We start from the raw sequence: 17,824 nt of genomic DNA, 5'->3' as shown, positions 1-17,824 counted from the left end.
GCCAGTGTGCCAGCCATTTCCTTGCGAGCCATTTCGGGTGCCGGTTTTTGCGAAGCTTGACCACATGCGACCGTCTCGCCATTGCTATGCGCCATGGACGATCCCCATGATGACATCGCAAACATGACCTACGAACAGGCGCTCAAAGCGTTGGAGGACGTGGTGCGCAGGCTCGAAAGCGGGGAGGTTGCGCTCGACGAATCGATTTCGCTTTACGAACGCGGCGAAAAACTGCGGGCGCATTGCCAGGCGCGGCTCGACGCGGCTCAGGCCCGGATCGAAAAGATCGTTGCTGGGCCGGATGGCGCGCCGGTCGGCACACGCCCGTTCGATGAAGAGGCCTGATCACATGGCAAGCGAAGACGTGGCGGTTTCCGACCTGTTGGGCAGCGCGCTGGCCTCTATCCGAGAGGATGTGGATCATCACTTCGATCTGTTGCTCCCGGTTCCCGACGATGCCCGCGCTCGCCTGTTTGCCGCGATGCGCCATGCCGCCATCGGTGGCGGCAAGCGGTTGCGCCCCTTGCTGGTGACGGCGACCGCCGGAATGTTCGGCGTCGATCGCGATGCGGCGGTCCGCGCAGGTTGCGCGGTCGAGGCGATCCACGCCTATTCGTTGATCCATGACGATCTGCCATGCATGGACGACGATGACCTTCGCCACGGCAGGCCGACGGTCCATCTCGAATTCGACGAGGCTACGGCAGTGCTGGCCGGGGATGCGTTGCATGCGCTGGCATTCGACATTCTCGTCAGCCCGCAAGTGACGTCCGATCCCTTCATCCGTTCCGAACTCGTCGCCACGCTTGCGCGCGCCAGCGGCATGGACGGCATGGCAGGCGGCCAGATGATGGACATGATGGCCGAACAGGCTGGCGAAAACGAAGGCGGCTTCGATCTACATACCGTCACCCGACTGCAGCAGTTGAAGACCGGCGCGCTGCTTGGCGCGTCTGTCGAAATGGGCGCGATCATGGGCCGCGTGCCACCAGAGGGGCGGGCGCACCTGAAAAGTTACGCCCGCGACATCGGCCTCGCGTTCCAGATTGCGGACGATCTGCTGGACCACGAAGGCGATGCGGAACTGGCGGGCAAGGCGCTGCGCAAGGACGCGGTGGCCGGAAAGGCGACGTTCGTGTCGCTTTTGGGCGCCGAGCGAGCGCGCGAACAGGCGCACATGCTGGTAGAGCAGGCGATCGGGCATCTCGCCTCGCATGGCGAAGAGGCAGACGTACTGCGCGCCATCGCCCGCTATATCGTGGAGCGTGATCGCTGATATCGGCGCATCCGCGAGTTTAAGACTGCAGACAAGGGGAGCAGAGCTTGGAAAAGCTTATCGGGGAAAAGCGCATCGGAATCTATCCGGGGACGTTCGATCCCATAACGCTGGGTCATCAGGATATCATCCGGCGTGGATCGAAGTTGGTCGACGAACTGATTATCGGCGTGACTACCAATCCTTCGAAGGACCCGATGTTCACGCCCGAAGAACGGATGCAGATGGTGGTTCGCGAGGTTGAGGCGCTGGGCATCGAAAACGTGCGGGTCGTCGGTTTCAACGCGCTGCTCATCAAGTTCGCCCAGAAAGTGGGCGCGACCGTCATCATCCGCGGGCTGCGGGCGGTGGCCGATTTCGAATACGAATACCAGATGGCGGGCATGAACCAGCAGCTCGATCCTGGTATAGAAACGGTGTTCCTGATGGCAGACGTGTCGTTGCAGCCGATCGCATCGAAACTGGTCAAGGAAATCGCGCAGTTCGGGGGCGACATCAGCCGCTTCGTCAGCGCAGCGGTCTGCCCTGACGTAATCGCTCGGGTCGACAGGCAAGGACGCAAGGGCGATTATTGAGCGGGGACAGCACCTTCGTCCCTATGCTTCATGAGCGTCCTCATTGGCCCCCTCATTCATTGCCACGTCACATTGTTACGGCTAATTGCCGCAGCAAGATAACTCACGGGATGCTTTCGCCAGATGAACTTCCGCCTCAGTGCCCGCGCCGCTCTTGCCAGCGCCGCGTTCGGTCTTGCCACTCTTTCCGTAACGCCCGCCTTTGCGCAGGATCAGGCCGGCGTAAAGACGGGGGAAGATGCGGCTGCGCAGTTCAGGGATTTCTGGACGGTCGAGCCGTCGCTCGAAATTGATCAGGAAAACATCCTGCTGCTCGACCTGTCGAACGGCGGGCGCGTCGCTATCCGATTGAAGCCGCAGTGGGCGCCCACCCATGTCGATCGAATCAAGACGCTGACCCGTCAGGGTTTCTATGACGGCGTCATCTTTCACCGCGTGATCGAAGGGTTCATGGCTCAGACCGGTGATCCGACCGGCACCGGCATGGGCGGGTCCGAACTTCCCGACCTTACCGCCGAATTCAATCGCGTGCCGCACTTGCGCGGATCGGTCGCCGCGGCCCGCGAAGGCAGCAACGACGATTCGGCCAATAGCCAGTTCTTCATCGTGTTTTATCCCACGATGCAGCTCGACCGGAAATATACGAACTTCGGCCGCGTGATCGCGGGGATGCAGTTCGTCGACCAGGTTCAGCGCGGCCAGCCGCCTGCGAACCCGACGAAGATCCTTCAGGCATCGCTCGCAAGCGACCACAAGGCGCCGCCGGTGACGACTCCGATGACTGGCAAGATCACGTCTGACATGCTGTCCGCTCCGCTGCCGGCGGGGGGTGACATCACGACGTCTCCTGCTGGGGACGAAGTGGCCGACTGAACGCGACGTACGCGGCGGTTTGCCCCCAAGACACTTTCCAACGCGCATCCGGCCCGCTAGGCGGCAGGTCCGATGCGCGTTGACCTTTTCGATTTCGAACTCCCCCCCGAACGCATAGCGTTGCGCCCCGCGCGCCCGCGCGATGCCGCGCGCCTGCTGGTGGTCGACGGCGACGCGCCGTTCAACGATCGCGTCATGCGCGAATTGCCTCAGGTGCTGCGGGCAGGGGACGTGCTGGTTTTCAACGATACCCGCGTTATCCCGGCGCAGCTCGAAGGAACGCGCGGCGGTCATGACGGGCAGGGCGCACGGATCGGCGCGACCTTGCACAAACGGATCGACCTACGCCGCTGGCAGGCGTTCATCCGCAATGCCAAGCGTTTGCGCGAAGGCGACCGCATCGATTTCCCGGCGCAAGTCACCGCAATTGCGGAGATGCGCCACGCTGACGGCAGTTTCACGCTGGCTTTCGAAGGTGACGAGCCGGTCGAAGTCCTGCTCGAGCGTGCAGGCCGGATGCCGCTACCGCCCTATATCGCGGGAAAACGCGAAACGGACGCTGCGGACCGCGAAGATTACCAAACGATGTTCGCGCAGCATGACGGTGCTGTTGCTGCGCCGACGGCCGCGCTGCATTTCACGCCCGACCTGATCGCCGCGCTCGACGCAGCAGGGGTGATGCGCGAAACGCTTACCCTGCATGTCGGGGCGGGCACGTTCCTACCGGTAAAGGCAGAGGATACCGCAGACCACGCCATGCACAGCGAATGGGGCCGCATGGATGCCGCCACCGCCGCCCGGCTGAACGCCGCGCGGGCGCGGGGCAATCGCGTAATCGCGGTCGGCACGACATCGCTGCGCGTGCTGGAAAGCGCGGCGGACGAGTACGGCACGATCCAGCCATTCGAAGGCGACACCGCGATCTTCATCACGCCGGGCTATCGCTTTCGCGCGATCGACGGGCTGATGACGAACTTCCACTTGCCCAAATCGACGCTGTTCATGCTGGTCAGCGCGCTGATGGGTCTGGACAGGATGCAGGCCACTTATGCCCATGCGATAGAACAGGGCTATCGCTTCTACAGCTATGGCGACGGATCGCTGCTGCTCCCTTGAAATAAAAAGGAGGCCCGCATCTTGTCGACGCGGGCCCTTTGAGTGGGAGAAGACACGAACCGAGATCGGCCCATGCATGGATACTAATGCGCGATCAGGTGGCGAGCTTCATTGACTTGCGTCAATTCGGCGTTGCACCCGCGAAATGATCGGACCGGCACGTCGGACACTACTCTTGCAATCGGCAGGGGGCGCATCACATTGCCGCGATGGCTGAACCGATCCTGCAGATAACCGGACTTGAAAAAACCTATCCGGGACGGGGCGCTGCACCGCCGACGCGTGCGTTGGAAAACGTCGATCTCGATATCCGCAAGGGCGAGATCTTTGCGCTGCTGGGGCCCAATGGCGCGGGCAAGACGACACTGATCGGCGCTGTTTGCGGACTGGTGCGGCCCACCGGCGGTACGATTCGCGCCTTCGGGCTCGATCTTGCCAAGGATTGGCGCAAGGTCCGTTCGCGGATCGGCTTGGTGCCGCAGGAAATGGCGGTCGACATTTTCGATACCGTCGAACGTTCGATAAACTATTCGCGCGGGCTATTCGGAAGGCCTGCCGATCCGGCGCGGGTCGAACAGATCCTGCGATCGCTCAGCTTGTGGGACAAGCGCGATGCGGAATTGCGCATGCTGTCGGGCGGCATGAAGCGGCGCGTGCTGATCGCCAAGGCGCTGGCGCACGATCCCGATCTCCTGTTCCTCGACGAACCGACCGCGGGTGTCGACGTGGAATTACGCCGCGATATGTGGAAACAGATCGACTTGCTGCGCGACCAAGGCGTCACGATCATCCTGACGACCCATTACATCGAAGAGGCCGAGGAAATGGCCGACCGCGTCGGCGTGATCGACAAGGGGCGCATCCTCTTGGTCGACGACAAGGACGCGATGATGAAAAGCCTTGGCCGGACCGAAGCGCAATTCGCGCTCGATGTGCCGCTGCATTCGATCCCCGCCGATATCGCCCGCGACGGGCTGCATCTGGCCGATAATGGCATGACCCTGTGTTTCCGTGGTGGCGACGGTGCTGGCGGGGGCAGGGAGTCGGTGGCCGATATCGCCCAGACGCTCGCCCGGTTGGGCATTCGTTATTCCGCCATCGACATCAGGGAATCGAGCCTTGAGGATATTTTCGTGAACCTGGTCAACGAACGGCCGGAGATCGCGGCATGATCCTCGGCTTCAACCACCGCAGCGCGCTTGCGATCTACAAGCGTGAGGTCGCGCGCGCATGGCGCACCGTGTTCGGCACGATCATTTCGCCGGTGCTGACCACCTGCCTTTATTTCATCGTGTTTGGCGCGGCGATCGGCGGGCGGATGCAGGAAGTCGGCGGCATCGGTTACGGCGCATTCATCGTGCCCGGCCTGCTGCTGCTCACGCTGCTGTCCGAAAGCACGTCGAACGGCAGCTTCGGCATCTATATGCCGCGCTTTACCGGCGCGATCTACGAATTGCTGTCCGCGCCGGTCAGCGTGGCGGAAACGCTGGTCGGCTTCGTCGGCGCGGCGGTGACCAAATCGCTGATCATCGCCGGGATCATCTTGCTGACGGCAAACCTGTTTGTGGATTATCACATCGTCCACCCGTTCTTCGCGTTCTTCTACATCGTGCTCGTTGCGTCGGCATTCTCACTGTTCGGCTTCATCCTTGGCCTTTGGGCCGACGGTTTCGAGAAATTGCAGATGGTGCCGCTGTTGATTCTGACCCCGCTGACTTTCCTTGGCGGCACGTTCTATTCTATCGACATGCTGGCTGAACCGTGGCGGACGGTCGCGCTCTTCAATCCCATCGTTTATCTCGTAAACGGCTTGCGCTGGACGTTTTTTGGTCAGGCCGACATCTCAATCGGCGTCGCCCTTGGGCTGACTTTGGTGTTTCTTGCCGGATGCGTGACCGCGATCTGGTGGATATTCAAGACGGGTTGGCGCTTGCGCGACTGATCTGATAGCGGGCGGGGCCATGAACAGGGCCGTCACACTGATTTTTGCCGCAATTTTCCTTGTCGCACCCGCGACGGCCCACGCCGAACTGCCCGAACCAGTACTGAAGATGATTTCGGCGGCAGAGGCAACAGGCAATCCCGATCAGGTCGCGGCCGTCCTTGCCGCCGCGCGCGCGGCCTATCCCGAAGCGGATGGCGAGCTCGATCAGCGCAAGGCACTGTTCGACGGACTGATCGCCAAACGGCGGGAAGATGAGGAGTTGCGCAAGCTTGAGGCGCTCCGCATCGCAAGCATGTTCGATCGCTGGGAAGGGAAGGGCGAGCTTGGCGCTCTGCGCACCACCGGCAACAGCAACGACATCGGCGGCACCGCCTCGCTTGCGCTGGCGCGGATCGGAATCGACTGGCGCCACAAATTGCGCGCGCAGGCCGATTATCAGCGCTCCGATGGCGAAACCACTCGCGAACGATTCCTCGCCGCCTATGAACCCAGCATCGACATCGCCGACCGCGCTTTCGTCTATGGCCTTGCGCAGGTGGAGCGGGACCGGGTGCAGGGCATCGCTGCGCGCTATTCGTTATCGGGCGGCGTCGGCTATCGCATTTTCGATCGCAAGCAGCTGAAGCTGGAATTTAAGGGTGGCCCGGCCTATCGCCGGTCGTCCCTGATCGGAGAGCCCGACGAACGTTTCATCGCGGGGCTCGGCGTGCTCGATCTGGATTGGCGCTTCACTGACAAGCTTAGCCTGACGCAGGCCGCATCCGCCTATGTCCAGCATCAGAACAGCACGTTAACCAGCCTAACCGGGGTGGAGGCGGGCATTGGCGGCGGTTTGTCGGCGCGACTGTCGTACCGGGTCGAGCACGACACCAGCCCGCCCGACGATGCGGCCAAGACCGACACGCTTTCGCGGGTTACCCTGATCTACGATTTTTGAAACGGGGCCCGTTGGGTCAGCGCGATCAGGACGGGACAAACCAGTTGTAAAGCAGCTTGGCCGTCAGCAGCAGGCTGATCGTGACCAACAGCGGCCTGATCAGCTTCGCCCCATGCCGTACCGCAAAGCGCGATCCGATCCATGAGCCGGTCATCGACCCGACGGCCATGGCAAGGCCGAGCAGCCAGACGATCTTTCCGCCCAGCGCGAATATCAGCACGCTGGCAACGTTGGTCGCCACGTTGAGCAGTTTTGCATGGCCGGTCGCACGGGTTAGTCCTTCGCCACGCAAGCCGACGAAGGTTGCGGCAAAAAAGCTGCCCGTACCGGGGCCGAAAAACCCGTCGTAGAACCCGATGGCCGTGGCGACCGGAGCATAGCCCTTGCGCGACAACAGCTCGTGTCGTTTCGTATCGTCCATGCGGGGCGAAAAAATCACGTAGAGCGCAACGCCGGTGAGGAGGAGCGGGACCATGAGTTCGAGTATCCGCGCCGAAATCAGCTGAATCATCAGCGAACCGACGCCGGCCCCGACGAAGACGATCAGCACCAGCCACTTTTCCTTGCGCCAATCGACAAGGCCTGCACGGGCAAAATTGCGCAGCGCCATCGTCGTGCCCGCCAAAGACTGGATCTTGTTTGTCCCCAATGCCAGCGATGGCGGCAGTCCCGCAAACAGCAGGGCCGGCATCATGACGAGCCCCCCACCACCCGCCACGGCGTCGAGAAAGCCGGTGAATACGGCGACGCAGGTCAGCACGACGATCAGCCAGAGTTCAATTTCCATCGGGCGGTCATAGAGGTTTGAGACCGAGGCGAAAGGTGGTCTTTTGCATGGCTCGCCCCATATTCGCGCGATGGTGATGCAATTCGACCTGTTCGCGCCCGACCACGATGACCTGTCCGTGGCTGGGCTGGCGGTGTCGGAACCGCTGTTTGCGACCAGCGAGACGCGGCAATTGTGCGAGGCAATCGACGGTAGCGACCTTTCGCCGTTCCGGTTTCAGCAATGGACGGGAAAGCGCATGACGTGTTCGTTTGGATGGCATTACGACTTCGCGGGCGGCTGTATCGTGCGTGCCGAACCTATGCCTGCATGGCTGCTTGAAATTCGAGACCGGGCGATCGACGCATTCGGAGATGATCCGGGCGATTACGAGCAGGGCATGTTGATCCGTTACGACCCCGGTGCCGGGATCGGATGGCATCGCGATCGGCCGCAATTCGGGCGTATCGTCGGCGTATCGCTCGGTGCGCCGGCCACCATGCGCCTTCGCCGCCGCAACGTACAGGGTTTTGACCGAGCCTCTTTCGCGCTCGACCCCGGGGCTGCCTATCGCCTCGACGGGGTGGCCCGACGGGAGTGGGAACATTCGATCGTGCCGATGGAGCTCACGCGCTGGTCGATCACCTTTCGCACACTGGAGACGAAGGCGGTGGCTCTGCCACTGGCGCAGGGCGATCCAAGCCGCTAGGGCGCGGCTGCCATGACCCGTTTTGCATTTTCCATCCACGCCCGCGACGGCAAGGCCCGCACCGGCAAGATCGCCATGTTGCGCGGGGATATTCGCACGCCCGCCTTCATGCCCGTCGGCACCGCCGCCACGGTCAAGGCGATGAAGGTCGAGGACGTCCGCGCGACCGGCGCCGACATCATCCTTGGCAATACCTATCACCTGATGCTGCGCCCCGGCGCGGAACGGGTCGCGCGGTTGGGCGGCTTGCACAAGTTCATGGGCTGGGACCGCCCGATCCTTACCGACAGCGGCGGCTATCAGGTGATGAGCCTGTCCGATTTGCGCAAGATCACTGAGGAGGGCGTGAGTTTTCGCAGCCATCTCGACGGGTCGAAGCATATGCTGACGCCCGAACGGTCAATGGAAATTCAGCGTCTGCTTGGCAGCGATATCGTCATGGCATTCGACGAATGTCCCCGTGCTGACCAGCCCCGCGATATCATCGCACAAAGCATGGAAATGTCGATGCGTTGGGCACAGCGCAGCCGCGAAGGGTTCGACAGCGGCGAAGACCATGCTTCCCGCGCCGCGCTGTTCGGCATCCAGCAAGGCGCGCTCGACGAAGATCTTCGCGGGATTTCTGCTCAGAAGCTGGCCGAGATCGGCTTCGACGGATACGCCATCGGCGGGCTCGCGGTGGGAGAAGGGCAGGAGGCGATGTTCGCTACGCTCGACTTCGCGCCGGACCAACTGCCCGACGATCGCCCGCGCTACCTGATGGGCGTGGGCAAACCCGACGATCTGGTCGGCGCGGTGGAACGCGGGGTCGACATGTTCGATTGCGTGCTGCCGTCGCGATCAGGCCGCAACGGGCAGGCGTTTACGTGGAATGGCCCGCTGAACATTCGCAACGCCAAGTTCGCCGAAGATACCGATCCCCTCGACGATCGATGCTCGTGCTCGACCTGCGGCAAATATTCGCGTGCCTATCTCCATCACCTTGTTCGCGCCGGCGAGATCCTGGGCGCGATGCTGATGACCGAACACAATCTGTCGTTCTATCAGCAACTGATGCAGGGGATGCGCGATGCGATCGGCGCTGGTCGCTTTGCGTCGTTTGCCACCGATTTCAGGCGCGATTATCTTAGCAAATAGGTTTCAGGCGGCCAGCAGATCGTCGTGGTCGACCGTTTCGCGCGTTTCGAGTTCCGTTTCGCGATACCTGAAGAACTGGCCCGTCGCCTTATCGTAGAAGCCGGCACCTATCTTGTACGCCTGGCTCATCGCGAGCTTGAGCTCCGGGTACCATTTGCCGATGCGGTGGGGTGTGACAAAACGATATTGCATAGTGTCCGGATAATGCACGATGGGCGCCATGTGTTCCCGACCAACCATCTGATCACCAACGATAATCTTCCGCCTTCGCAGCGCACATGAAAAAGGGCGGGAAATCCCGCCCTTTTCCGTAATTCGTATCGGTGAACCGATGGATCAGCGCGAGTAGAACTCGACGACCAGGTTCGGTTCCATGCGTACCGGATAGGGTACTTCATCGAGCGTCGGCACGCGGGTGAAAGTCACCTTTTCGTTGCCGTCGGTCGCGACGTAGTCGGGAATCTCACGCTCGGGCAGGCTCTGCGCTTCGATGACAAGCGCCATTTCCTTGGCCTTGTCGCCGAGGCTGATGATGTCGCCAACGCGGATGCGGCGCGAAGGGATGTTGCACTTCACGCCATTCACGCGGATGTGACCGTGGTTCACGATCTGACGCGCGGAAAACACGGTCGGTGCGAACTTGGCGCGATAGACGACCATGTCCAGACGCTGTTCAAGCAGGCCGATCAGGTTCTGGCTGGTGTCGCCCTTCATGCTGGCGGCTTCCATGTAGGTCCGCTTGAACTGCTTTTCGGTGACGTCGCCGTAATAGCCCTTGAGCTTCTGCTTCGCGCGCAGCTGCAGGCCGAAGTCGCTGACCTTGCTCTTGCGGCGCTGGCCGTGCTGACCGGGGCCATACGAACGCTTGTTCACGGGGCTGTTGGGACGGCCCCAGATGTTCTCGCCCATGCGACGGTCGAGTTTATGCTTGGCGCGGGTGCGCTTCGTCATGGTCTTCTCCAATATGCTGTCCCGACGCCACCATGGCGAAGGGCCGAAACCCGGCATCGCACCGACTGGCCTGTTGCCAGCCGCGGCCATCGCTTCACCGGGATGCGAGGCCTATCGAGATCCAGCCCCAAGGGGCCGGTCCGACGTGGATGCGCGCCCATTAACGCATAGCGCCGCGAAGTCAAGCACACGGCTCGACCCGTGTCGGAGCGCCGATTGGGACGAAGCATGGCGAACACTCGACAACTGCGGACGGGAAGGGCAAAGCCACGCCCCATGAACGATTTGCCTAAGTCTCCGGACGACTGTGAAACGATGATCGAAGTGCGCGCCGGGGTCGATGCCACGGACCGGGCGCTGATCGAACTTTTCGCCACGCGATTTTGCTACATGCGCGCTGCCGCCCGGATCAAGCCGACCCGCGATGCCGTGCGCGACGAAGAACGCAAGCGCGCGGTGATTGAAGCTGCGACCGCCCATGCCAGCGCCATCGGCGTTCCGACAGCCGTTGTGGCGGAGATGTGGGAAGTCCTGGTCGAAGCATCCATCGCCTATGAAATGGACGAGTGGGAGCGCTTGCGCGGTTAAGCGTCGGGCGACATGACCGCCTAATCGCGGTCAGGACCGCTATCCGAATCGCGCTCTGTTCTGGCCAACGTCGACAGCACGCCCCGAAAAGTGCGCACCTCAAGGTGGTTCCAGCCCGGCTTGGTCAGCATATTGCGTAAGTTGCGGCGCGTCATCACGGCGCGAGAGTGCGGTGTGTAATAGCCCTTGGGCTCCAGCATCGCTTCGATCTGGTCGATCATGCCATCGAGATCGGCCTGAGGAGCGGGAGGCAGGTGGTCTTCCTGCGTCGGTTGGCGGAGCGTGGCATGCGCGGTCTTCGACCATTCGTAAGCCATCAGGATCACCGCCTGCGCCAGGTTCAGCGATCCGAATTCGGGGTTGATCGGCACCGTCACGATCGTGCGGGCAAGAGTGACGTCATCGGTTTCGAGCCCCGACCGTTCCGGCCCGAACAGGATCGCGTGACGCCCCGGCATCGTGGCGATATCGCGCGCGGCCTCTTCGGGCGTCAGCACCGGCTTGCTCACGCCGCGCTTGCGCACGGTGGTTGCGTGCACATGCACGCAATCGGCGACGGCATCGGCAACGCTGGCATAGACTTTCGCCTGTTCCAGCACGATGTCCGCTCCGCTGGCGGCGGGGCCGGCGCTGGGATTGGGCCAACCGTCGCGCGGTGTGACCAGCCGCATTTCGGTCAATCCGAAGTTCAGCATGGCGCGCGCGGCCTTGCCGATGTTTTCGCCCAGTTGCGGGCGTACGAGTACGACGACCGGCTTCATTCGGGCGCGGCGTCGCGCACAGTGCTCGCGAACTGCGCGAAGTCGCGCGCTTCGGAAAACTCGCGATAGACGCTGGCGAAGCGGATATAGGCGACGGGGTCGAGCTGGCGCAGCCCCTCCATCACCATTTCGCCGATTTCGGCCGAAGGTATCTCGCTTTCGCCGCGCGTTTCGATCTGGCGCTGGACGCCCGACACCAGCCGGTCGATGCGTTCCTGATCGATGGCGCGTTTGCGACAGGCTAGCGTCACCGCATGTTCCAACTTGGTCCGGTCGAAAGGCTCGCGCCGCTCGGCCTGGCCCTCAACGCCGCTTTTGAGCACCAAGATTTCGCGCAGGTGGATGCGTTCGAACGTGGTGAATCGCGCCCCGCAGCCTTCGCACTGGCGACGCCTGCGGATGGCAGAGGCATCCTCAGCCGGGCGCGAGTCCTTTACCTGACTCGATTCATGGGCACAAAACGGGCAGCGCAAATCGGGACTTTCAGATCTTGCCCTTGGCCTTCGCATAACCGAGGCCGCCACCGATGGCCGCGCCGATCAGCGGGCCAACGAAGGGGACGGGAATCGCGATGAGCGCGCCAATGGCGCCCCACTTCAGGACTTTCTTGGTTTCGGGCGACATGCCGTTATCGGCCATGGGAAATGCTCCTTAGCTGTAGATCGGGAATCGATCGCACAGCGCTTCGACGCGTTCACGGACATTCTGTTCCACTTGCGCGTCGCCTTCTTCGCCACAGCGGCGCAAACCATCGAGCACATCGGCGACCATGTGGCCGATTTCGCGGAATTCATCGGCGCCGAAACCGCGGGTGGTGCCCGCCGGGCTGCCGACGCGGATGCCGCTCGTCTTGGTAGGCGGCAGCGGATCGTTGGGGATGCCGTTCTTGTTGCAGGTGATGCCCGCACGTTCCAGCGCCTCGTCCGCGTCCTTGCCGGTGACGCCCAGCGGGGTGAGGTCGATCAGCGCAAGATGCGTGTCCGTGCCGCCCGAAACGACCTCTGCCCCACGCTCCTTCAGCGTTGCGGCGAGGATCTGGGCGTTTTCGATGACTTTCTTGGCATAATCCTTGAATTCGGGGCGCAAGGCTTCGCCGAACGCCACGGCCTTGGCGGCGATGACGTGCATCAGCGGGCCGCCCTGAAGTCCCGGGAACACGGCTGAATTGATCTTCTTGGCCAGCGCCTCGTCATTGGTCAGGATCATGCCGGCGCGGGGACCGCGCAGCGTCTTGTGCGTGGTCGTCGTCGCGATGTGCGCATGGGGGAACGGCGAGGGGTGAACGCCCGCCGCGACCAGCCCGGCAAAGTGGGCCATATCGACATGGAGCAGCGCGCCGACCTTGTCCGCGATGGCGCGCATCCGGGCAAAATCGATGATCCGCGGATATGCGCTGCCGCCCGCAATGATCAGCTTGGGATTATGCTCGACCGCCAGTGCCTCGACCGCGTCGTAATCGATCAGGTGCGTGTCGGGCGTCACGCCATACTGCACCGCGTTGAACCACTTGCCCGAAAGCGATGGGCGCGCACCGTGCGTCAGGTGGCCGCCGGCATCGAGGCTCATGCCCATGATCGTGTCGCCCGGCTTTACCGTCGCGAGCAGGACCGCGCCATTTGCCTGAGCGCCGGAATGCGGCTGAACGTTGGCAAAGCCGCAGTCGAACAACTGCTTGGCGCGTTCGATTGCCAGCGTCTCGACCTCATCCGACGGGGCGCAACCTTGGTAATAACGCTTGCCCGGGTAACCTTCGGCATACTTGTTGGTCAGGACTGACCCCTGTGCTTCGAGCACGGCCTTCGACACGATGTTTTCCGACGCGATCAGTTCGATCTGTTTCCGCTCCCGCGCCATTTCGGCGTCGATCGCCTTGGCGATGGCGGGATCGACAGCGGCGAGATCGTCGGTGAAGAAGCCGGGGGCGCGGATCATGGTTTCGGTGGTCATGGGCGGTCTCCGGTCAGTGGGAGGAGTTGGAAAGCTTTTCGACGCGGCCGGCATGGCGGCCTCCGCCGAATTCGGTGGTCAGGAAAGCGTCGAGGCAAGCCTTGGCCATGTCTGGGCCGGTCAGGCGCGCACCCATGGCTATGACGTTCGCATCGTTGTGTTCGCGGGCAAGGGCGGCAGACAGTGGTTCGGATACCAGCGCGCAGCGGCAGTCGGGCGCGCGGTTCACGGCGATGGAAATGCCGATGCCCGACCCGCACAGCGCCACGCCGAAATCGGCGGTTCCGTCGGAAATGACCGAAGCCAGCTTGTAACCGTAATCGGGATAGTCGACCCGTTCGTCCGTTTCCGGGCCAAGGTCGGCGACCTCGTGCCCCAGTTCGATCAGGTATTCGCGCAAGTCGGCCTTGAGGTCGACGGCGGCATGGTCGGAAGCGATGGCGATGCGCATGTCAGTCCCGTGTCGCGATTGGGGATTCGGCTCGCGCCTGCGCATAGTGCCATGTGCCGCGAAAGGCCACCGCAATTGCGGCATCGCAGGGGATAGAGATGTTCGCGCCCGCAAAAATGCCGTGGGCAGGGGCAAGTCGTGCTATACCCCAGCGGTCGCGCGAACATGCCACGAGGGCTTTCCGCCACCCGGGGCAGGTCTGATAAATGCGGGGAACAGTCCGATGTCGCAGTTCGATCGCTTGATGGAAGCCAAGCGCCCCTATTTGACCGATGGCGGGTTGGAGACATGGCTGTTTTTCCAGCAAGGGTTCACGGCGCCCGAATTTGCCGCCATCGCCTTGATCGAGGATGAGGCGGCCCGCGCGGCGCTGCGTCGTTATTTCGACGGTTTTCTCGAACTGGCGCAAACGGCTGGAACGGGCTTCGTGCTCGACACCGTGACATGGCGCGGATCGCCGGTCTGGGCCGAAGCCATCGGGCAAACGGAGGAAGGGGCGCTGGCGCTAAATCGCGAGGCCGCCGCTTTTACCGGTGCGATCCGTGATGAATGGCGCGACCGGGTGCCGGACGTCGTGATAAACGGCGTAATCGGTCCTGCGGGCGATGGCTATGCACCGGGCAGGGTGCCCACGGCCGACGAGGCGCTGGCGCTCCATCGTGCGCAGGTAAGCGAGTTGGCGAGGGCCGGTGTCGACATGATATCGGCCATCACGATGACGAACGTCGCCGAAGCGATCGGCATCGCTCGTGCGGCGCAGGAGGTCGGATTGCCGGTCGCAATATCCTTCACCGTCGAAACGGACGGAAGTTTGCCGACGGGCGACACGCTGGCCGACGCGATCGCCGCAACAGATGCGGCCACTGGCGCCGCGATGCAGGGAGCTTCGGCGTATTGCCCTGCCTATTACATGGTCAATTGCGCGCATCCCGATCACTTCCGCGCGGTAATCGCCACCGGTGCTGCATGGATAGTGCGGCTCGGCGGCCTGCGCGCGAACGCATCGCGAATGAGCCACGCCGAACTCGACAATGCAAAGGACCTGGACGACGGCGACCCCGTCGAGTTCGGTGAGCTTCATCGCGCACTTGCCGCAACATTGCCCAACTTGCGCGTGGTGGGGGGGTGTTGCGGGACCGATCACCGGCATGTTGCCTGCGTCAGCCACGAATTGCACGGAGTGCCGGGTTAGGTCGCGCGGTCGATCAACGGCGCCGCGTAAGAGAAACCCCGCGAAAGCGCGGGGTTTCGTGACCGTCAGCGGCAATCTTGCAGGCTATCACCCACAATGCGCACTCACCAGCGGCTGGGGCTGACCGACATCGGGCTGCGCGGTTGGGCGCCATCGAGGATCGACTTGCGGAACGTCACGCGGGCCTGATCGGCATCTTCGCTGGTCAGGCAGACCAACCGTGTGCCGCCCTTGGGCAGGATTTCGATCGTGCTGATCGCGATCTTCGCCTTGGCGCACATCGTCTCGACGGTGTCGGTATCCTTCTGGATGAACATGGCGCGGCTCATGCGCGATTCTCCGCCAAGGCATGCGACTTGGGGCTGGAGATCGAATGGAACTGGTTGGCGGACATGGGGGTGCTCCTGCTGTAAGCGGGAGCCCGTCGGTCTCTCAGTCACCGACAGCCTACGTTGTTCAGGCCGGTGATGGCCTGCCCTAGGCCCCGGCGGCCGATTTGTCCAATCGCGCCGGGGCCTGGGTTTCCCAGATCACTTATTGGTCGAGGAAGGAGCGCATCTTGCGGCTGCGGCTCGGGTGCTTGAGCTTGCGCAGCGCCTTTGCCTCAATCTGCCGGATGCGTTCGCGGGTCACGCTGAACTGCTGACCCACTTCCTCAAGCGTGTGATCGGTGTTCATGCCGATGCCGAAACGCATGCGCAGCACGCGTTCTTCACGCGGGGTGAGCGACGCCAGTACGCGAGTGACCGTTTCCTTCAGGTTCGCCTGAATCGCGGCATCGACAGGGATGATCGCGTTCTTGTCCTCGATGAAATCGCCGAGATGCGAATCTTCCTCGTCGCCGATCGGCGTTTCGAGGCTGATCGGCTCCTTGGCGATCTTCATCACCTTGCGAACCTTTTCGAGCGGCATCGAAAGACGCTCTGCCATTTCTTCGGGCGTAGGCTCGCGCCCTTGCTCGTGCAGGAACTGGCGGCTCGTGCGGACCAGCTTGTTGATCGTTTCGATCATGTGGACGGGGATGCGGATCGTGCGGGCCTGATCGGCGATCGAACGCGTGATCGCCTGTCTGATCCACCAGGTCGCATAAGTGCTGAACTTGTAGCCGCGGCGATACTCGAACTTGTCGACCGCCTTCATCAGGCCGATGTTGCCTTCCTGAATAAGATCAAGGAACTGCAGGCCGCGGTTGGTGTACTTCTTCGCGATGGAAATCACGAGCCGCAGGTTAGCCTCGACCATTTCCTTCTTGGCGATACGCGCCTCGCGCTCGCCCTTCTGCACCATGTTCACAATGCGGCGGAATTCGGGCAGGGCCATGCCGGTCTGAGAAGCGATGTCGGCGATTTCGGCGCGAATACGCTCGACCGCGTCGGCTTCCTTATCGGCGAAAGCGGCCCACTTCTTGTCCTTCTTGGCCATTTCACCAAGCCAGCTGTCGTCAAGCTCACGCCCGACGTAGCTGTCAAGGAAGTCGCCGCGCTTGACCTTGTGCCGTTCGGCAAGGCGCAGCATCTGGCCGCCCAGAGCGGTCAGGCGACGATTGAAGGCATAAAGATTGTCGACGAGGAACTCGATCTTCGTCGCATGGAACTGCACCGATTCGACTTCGGCGGTCAGTTCCTCGCGAAGTTTCTCGTACTTGTCTTCCTTGGCGGGCGGGAACGATTCGCCCCGGCCCATCGCCTCGACCCGCTCTTCCTGCAACTTGTCGAAGGACAAGAACAGCTTGGTGATGCGCGCAAAGCGTTCGAGCGCGTCGGGCTTGAGTGCCGCTTCCATCTGGGCGAGCGAGAGGGTGTTGTCCTCCTCGTCGTCCTCTTCCTTCCGGCGGCTGGAGCCTTCCTCGCCCTCTTCGCCATCTGCGGATTCGCTCTCGTCTTCATCGTCGTCGTCATCCTCCTTGTAGGAGGGGCCAGCCGTCGCTTCGGAAATCTCGCCATCGCCTTCGTCTTCGTCGTTCAGACTTTCGGGGGCGGGTTCCTTGGACAGCATGGCGTCGAGATCGAGGATCTCGCGAAGCTGCATTTCTTCGTTGTTGAGCGCTTCGGACCATTGGATGATGGCGTGGAACGTGATCGGGCTTTCGCAAAGGCCGATGATCATCATGTCGCGCCCGGCCTCGATCCGCTTGGCGATGGCGATTTCGCCCTCGCGGCTCAGCAGTTCGACGGCGCCCATCTCGCGCAAGTACATGCGGACGGGATCGTCCGTGCGCTCGATGGTTTCCTTCTTCTTTACCGGGGCCTTGTGCTCGGTCGCTGCGGCGGCATCGTCGTCGCTGTCATCGTCGTCGTCGTTGCCCAGCTCTTCGGGCCCGCCGTCTTCGTTGTCGCCGTCGCTTTCGCCGTCGTTGTCCGAATCGTCATCGTTCTCGACGATGTTGACGCCCATCTCGCTGATCGCGGCCATGATGTCCTCGATCTGCTCGGAGTTCATCTGATCCTGCGGCAGTGCCTCGTTCAACTCGTCATAAGTAATCACCCCGCGCTTTTTCGCGCGCGCGATGAGTTTCTTGATCGAGGCTTCGTTGAGATCGATCAGCGGGGCATCGCCGCTTTCGTTCTTTTCGCTCGTCGTCGCCATATGCCGTTCTGGTT

22 protein-coding genes are annotated in these 17,824 nt (G+C 62.4%); 12 read left to right on the top strand and 10 right to left on the bottom strand.

What is annotated here, in order from left to right; all coding sequences use genetic code 11:
- Positions 1 to 93 precede the first annotated feature (93 nt).
- From EKN06_RS03290 to EKN06_RS03255, 8 genes are all read left to right on the top strand, one after another.
- The gene (locus EKN06_RS03290) at positions 94 to 345 is read left to right on the top strand and encodes an exodeoxyribonuclease VII small subunit (protein WP_127611424.1); all 252 of its coding nucleotides are present in this window, start codon (positions 94 to 96) and stop codon (positions 343 to 345) included.
- Positions 346 to 349: 4 nt separating this feature from the next.
- Positions 350 to 1,276: a polyprenyl synthetase family protein gene (locus EKN06_RS03285; protein ID WP_127611423.1), complete on the top strand. Its 927-nt coding sequence runs from the start codon at positions 350 to 352 to the stop codon at positions 1,274 to 1,276.
- Positions 1,277 to 1,323: 47 nt separating this feature from the next.
- Positions 1,324 to 1,851: a pantetheine-phosphate adenylyltransferase gene (coaD, locus tag EKN06_RS03280; protein WP_127611422.1), complete on the top strand. Its 528-nt coding sequence runs from the start codon at positions 1,324 to 1,326 to the stop codon at positions 1,849 to 1,851.
- A 123-nt stretch (positions 1,852 to 1,974) separates the two neighbouring features.
- Positions 1,975 to 2,724 (top strand): peptidylprolyl isomerase, encoded by a 750-nt coding sequence (locus EKN06_RS03275; RefSeq protein ID WP_127611421.1) that lies wholly within the window; start codon positions 1,975 to 1,977, stop codon positions 2,722 to 2,724.
- Positions 2,725 to 2,796: 72 nt separating this feature from the next.
- Entirely contained in the window at positions 2,797 to 3,840 is a 1,044-nt protein-coding gene (queA, locus tag EKN06_RS03270) for a tRNA preQ1(34) S-adenosylmethionine ribosyltransferase-isomerase QueA (protein ID WP_127611420.1), read from the top strand.
- 209 nt (positions 3,841 to 4,049) lie between these two features.
- A complete protein-coding gene (locus tag EKN06_RS03265) occupies positions 4,050 to 5,012 on the top strand; it encodes an ABC transporter ATP-binding protein (RefSeq protein ID WP_127611419.1) in 963 nt (320 codons plus the stop codon).
- Positions 5,009 to 5,782 (top strand): ABC transporter permease, encoded by a 774-nt coding sequence (locus EKN06_RS03260; RefSeq protein WP_127611418.1) that lies wholly within the window; start codon positions 5,009 to 5,011, stop codon positions 5,780 to 5,782. The genes EKN06_RS03265 and EKN06_RS03260 overlap by 4 nt, the downstream gene beginning before the upstream one ends.
- A 19-nt stretch (positions 5,783 to 5,801) precedes the next feature.
- Entirely contained in the window at positions 5,802 to 6,722 is a 921-nt protein-coding gene (locus EKN06_RS03255) for a DUF481 domain-containing protein (RefSeq protein WP_127611417.1), read from the top strand.
- 25 nt (positions 6,723 to 6,747) lie between these two features.
- Here the strand turns inward: EKN06_RS03255 and EKN06_RS03250 are convergent, their stop codons facing one another.
- Positions 6,748 to 7,509 (bottom strand): TSUP family transporter, encoded by a 762-nt coding sequence (locus EKN06_RS03250; RefSeq protein WP_127611416.1) that lies wholly within the window; start codon positions 7,507 to 7,509, stop codon positions 6,748 to 6,750.
- Positions 7,510 to 7,579: 70 nt separating this feature from the next.
- On the opposite strand from EKN06_RS03250, the gene EKN06_RS03245 reads away from it, so the two are divergent.
- Together EKN06_RS03245 and tgt are read left to right on the top strand one after the other, a co-directional pair.
- Complete coding sequence (locus EKN06_RS03245; RefSeq protein ID WP_240654573.1) at positions 7,580 to 8,197, top strand: alpha-ketoglutarate-dependent dioxygenase AlkB; 618 nt, start codon at positions 7,580 to 7,582, stop codon at positions 8,195 to 8,197.
- A gap of 12 nt (positions 8,198 to 8,209) precedes the next feature.
- Entirely contained in the window at positions 8,210 to 9,334 is a 1,125-nt protein-coding gene (gene tgt, locus EKN06_RS03240; RefSeq protein WP_127611415.1) for a tRNA guanosine(34) transglycosylase Tgt, read from the top strand.
- A 3-nt stretch (positions 9,335 to 9,337) separates the two neighbouring features.
- Here the strand turns inward: tgt and EKN06_RS03235 are convergent, their stop codons facing one another.
- Together EKN06_RS03235 and rpsD are read right to left on the bottom strand one after the other, a co-directional pair.
- Entirely contained in the window at positions 9,338 to 9,556 is a 219-nt protein-coding gene (locus EKN06_RS03235; protein ID WP_127611414.1) for a hypothetical protein, read from the bottom strand.
- Positions 9,557 to 9,670: 114 nt separating this feature from the next.
- Positions 9,671 to 10,285 carry a 30S ribosomal protein S4 gene (rpsD, locus tag EKN06_RS03230; RefSeq protein WP_127611413.1) on the bottom strand — a complete coding sequence of 205 codons (615 nt, stop codon included), beginning with the start codon at positions 10,283 to 10,285 and terminating at the stop codon, positions 9,671 to 9,673.
- Between the two features lie 276 nt (positions 10,286 to 10,561).
- On the opposite strand from rpsD, the gene EKN06_RS03225 reads away from it, so the two are divergent.
- Positions 10,562 to 10,873: a chorismate mutase gene (locus EKN06_RS03225; RefSeq protein WP_127611412.1), complete on the top strand. Its 312-nt coding sequence runs from the start codon at positions 10,562 to 10,564 to the stop codon at positions 10,871 to 10,873.
- A gap of 20 nt (positions 10,874 to 10,893) precedes the next feature.
- Here EKN06_RS03225 and EKN06_RS03220 read toward each other — a convergent pair whose 3' ends face one another.
- From EKN06_RS03220 to rpiB, 5 genes are read right to left on the bottom strand one after another with little or no spacing between them, the layout of a single operon-like run.
- Positions 10,894 to 11,634, bottom strand: a complete 741-nt coding sequence (locus EKN06_RS03220) for an RNA methyltransferase (RefSeq protein ID WP_127611411.1) — start codon at positions 11,632 to 11,634, stop codon at positions 10,894 to 10,896.
- Positions 11,631 to 12,107, bottom strand: a complete 477-nt coding sequence (gene nrdR, locus EKN06_RS03215; protein WP_127611410.1) for a transcriptional regulator NrdR — start codon at positions 12,105 to 12,107, stop codon at positions 11,631 to 11,633. The genes EKN06_RS03220 and nrdR overlap by 4 nt, the downstream gene beginning before the upstream one ends.
- A gap of 10 nt (positions 12,108 to 12,117) precedes the next feature.
- Positions 12,118 to 12,273, bottom strand: coding sequence for a hypothetical protein (locus EKN06_RS15565; protein ID WP_164843912.1), 156 nt, complete (start codon positions 12,271 to 12,273; stop codon positions 12,118 to 12,120).
- A gap of 12 nt (positions 12,274 to 12,285) precedes the next feature.
- Entirely contained in the window at positions 12,286 to 13,581 is a 1,296-nt protein-coding gene (glyA, locus tag EKN06_RS03210; RefSeq protein WP_127611409.1) for a serine hydroxymethyltransferase, read from the bottom strand.
- Between the two features lie 13 nt (positions 13,582 to 13,594).
- Positions 13,595 to 14,032, bottom strand: a complete 438-nt coding sequence (rpiB, locus tag EKN06_RS03205) for a ribose 5-phosphate isomerase B (protein WP_127611408.1) — start codon at positions 14,030 to 14,032, stop codon at positions 13,595 to 13,597.
- A gap of 223 nt (positions 14,033 to 14,255) precedes the next feature.
- On the opposite strand from rpiB, the gene EKN06_RS03200 reads away from it, so the two are divergent.
- Positions 14,256 to 15,224 carry a homocysteine S-methyltransferase family protein gene (locus EKN06_RS03200; RefSeq protein ID WP_127611407.1) on the top strand — a complete coding sequence of 323 codons (969 nt, stop codon included), beginning with the start codon at positions 14,256 to 14,258 and terminating at the stop codon, positions 15,222 to 15,224.
- 104 nt (positions 15,225 to 15,328) lie between these two features.
- Here the strand turns inward: EKN06_RS03200 and EKN06_RS03195 are convergent, their stop codons facing one another.
- Positions 15,329 to 15,553 carry a hypothetical protein gene (locus EKN06_RS03195; protein ID WP_127611406.1) on the bottom strand — a complete coding sequence of 75 codons (225 nt, stop codon included), beginning with the start codon at positions 15,551 to 15,553 and terminating at the stop codon, positions 15,329 to 15,331.
- Positions 15,554 to 15,758: 205 nt separating this feature from the next.
- Entirely contained in the window at positions 15,759 to 17,810 is a 2,052-nt protein-coding gene (gene rpoD / locus EKN06_RS03190; RefSeq protein WP_127611405.1) for an RNA polymerase sigma factor RpoD, read from the bottom strand.
- Positions 17,811 to 17,824 lie beyond the last annotated feature (14 nt).

It is taken from the genome of Croceicoccus ponticola (assembly GCF_004004515.1).
In the GTDB taxonomy this organism is placed as follows: domain Bacteria; phylum Pseudomonadota; class Alphaproteobacteria; order Sphingomonadales; family Sphingomonadaceae; genus Croceicoccus; species Croceicoccus ponticola.
This window is presented reverse-complemented; position numbering and strand designations above follow the sequence as displayed.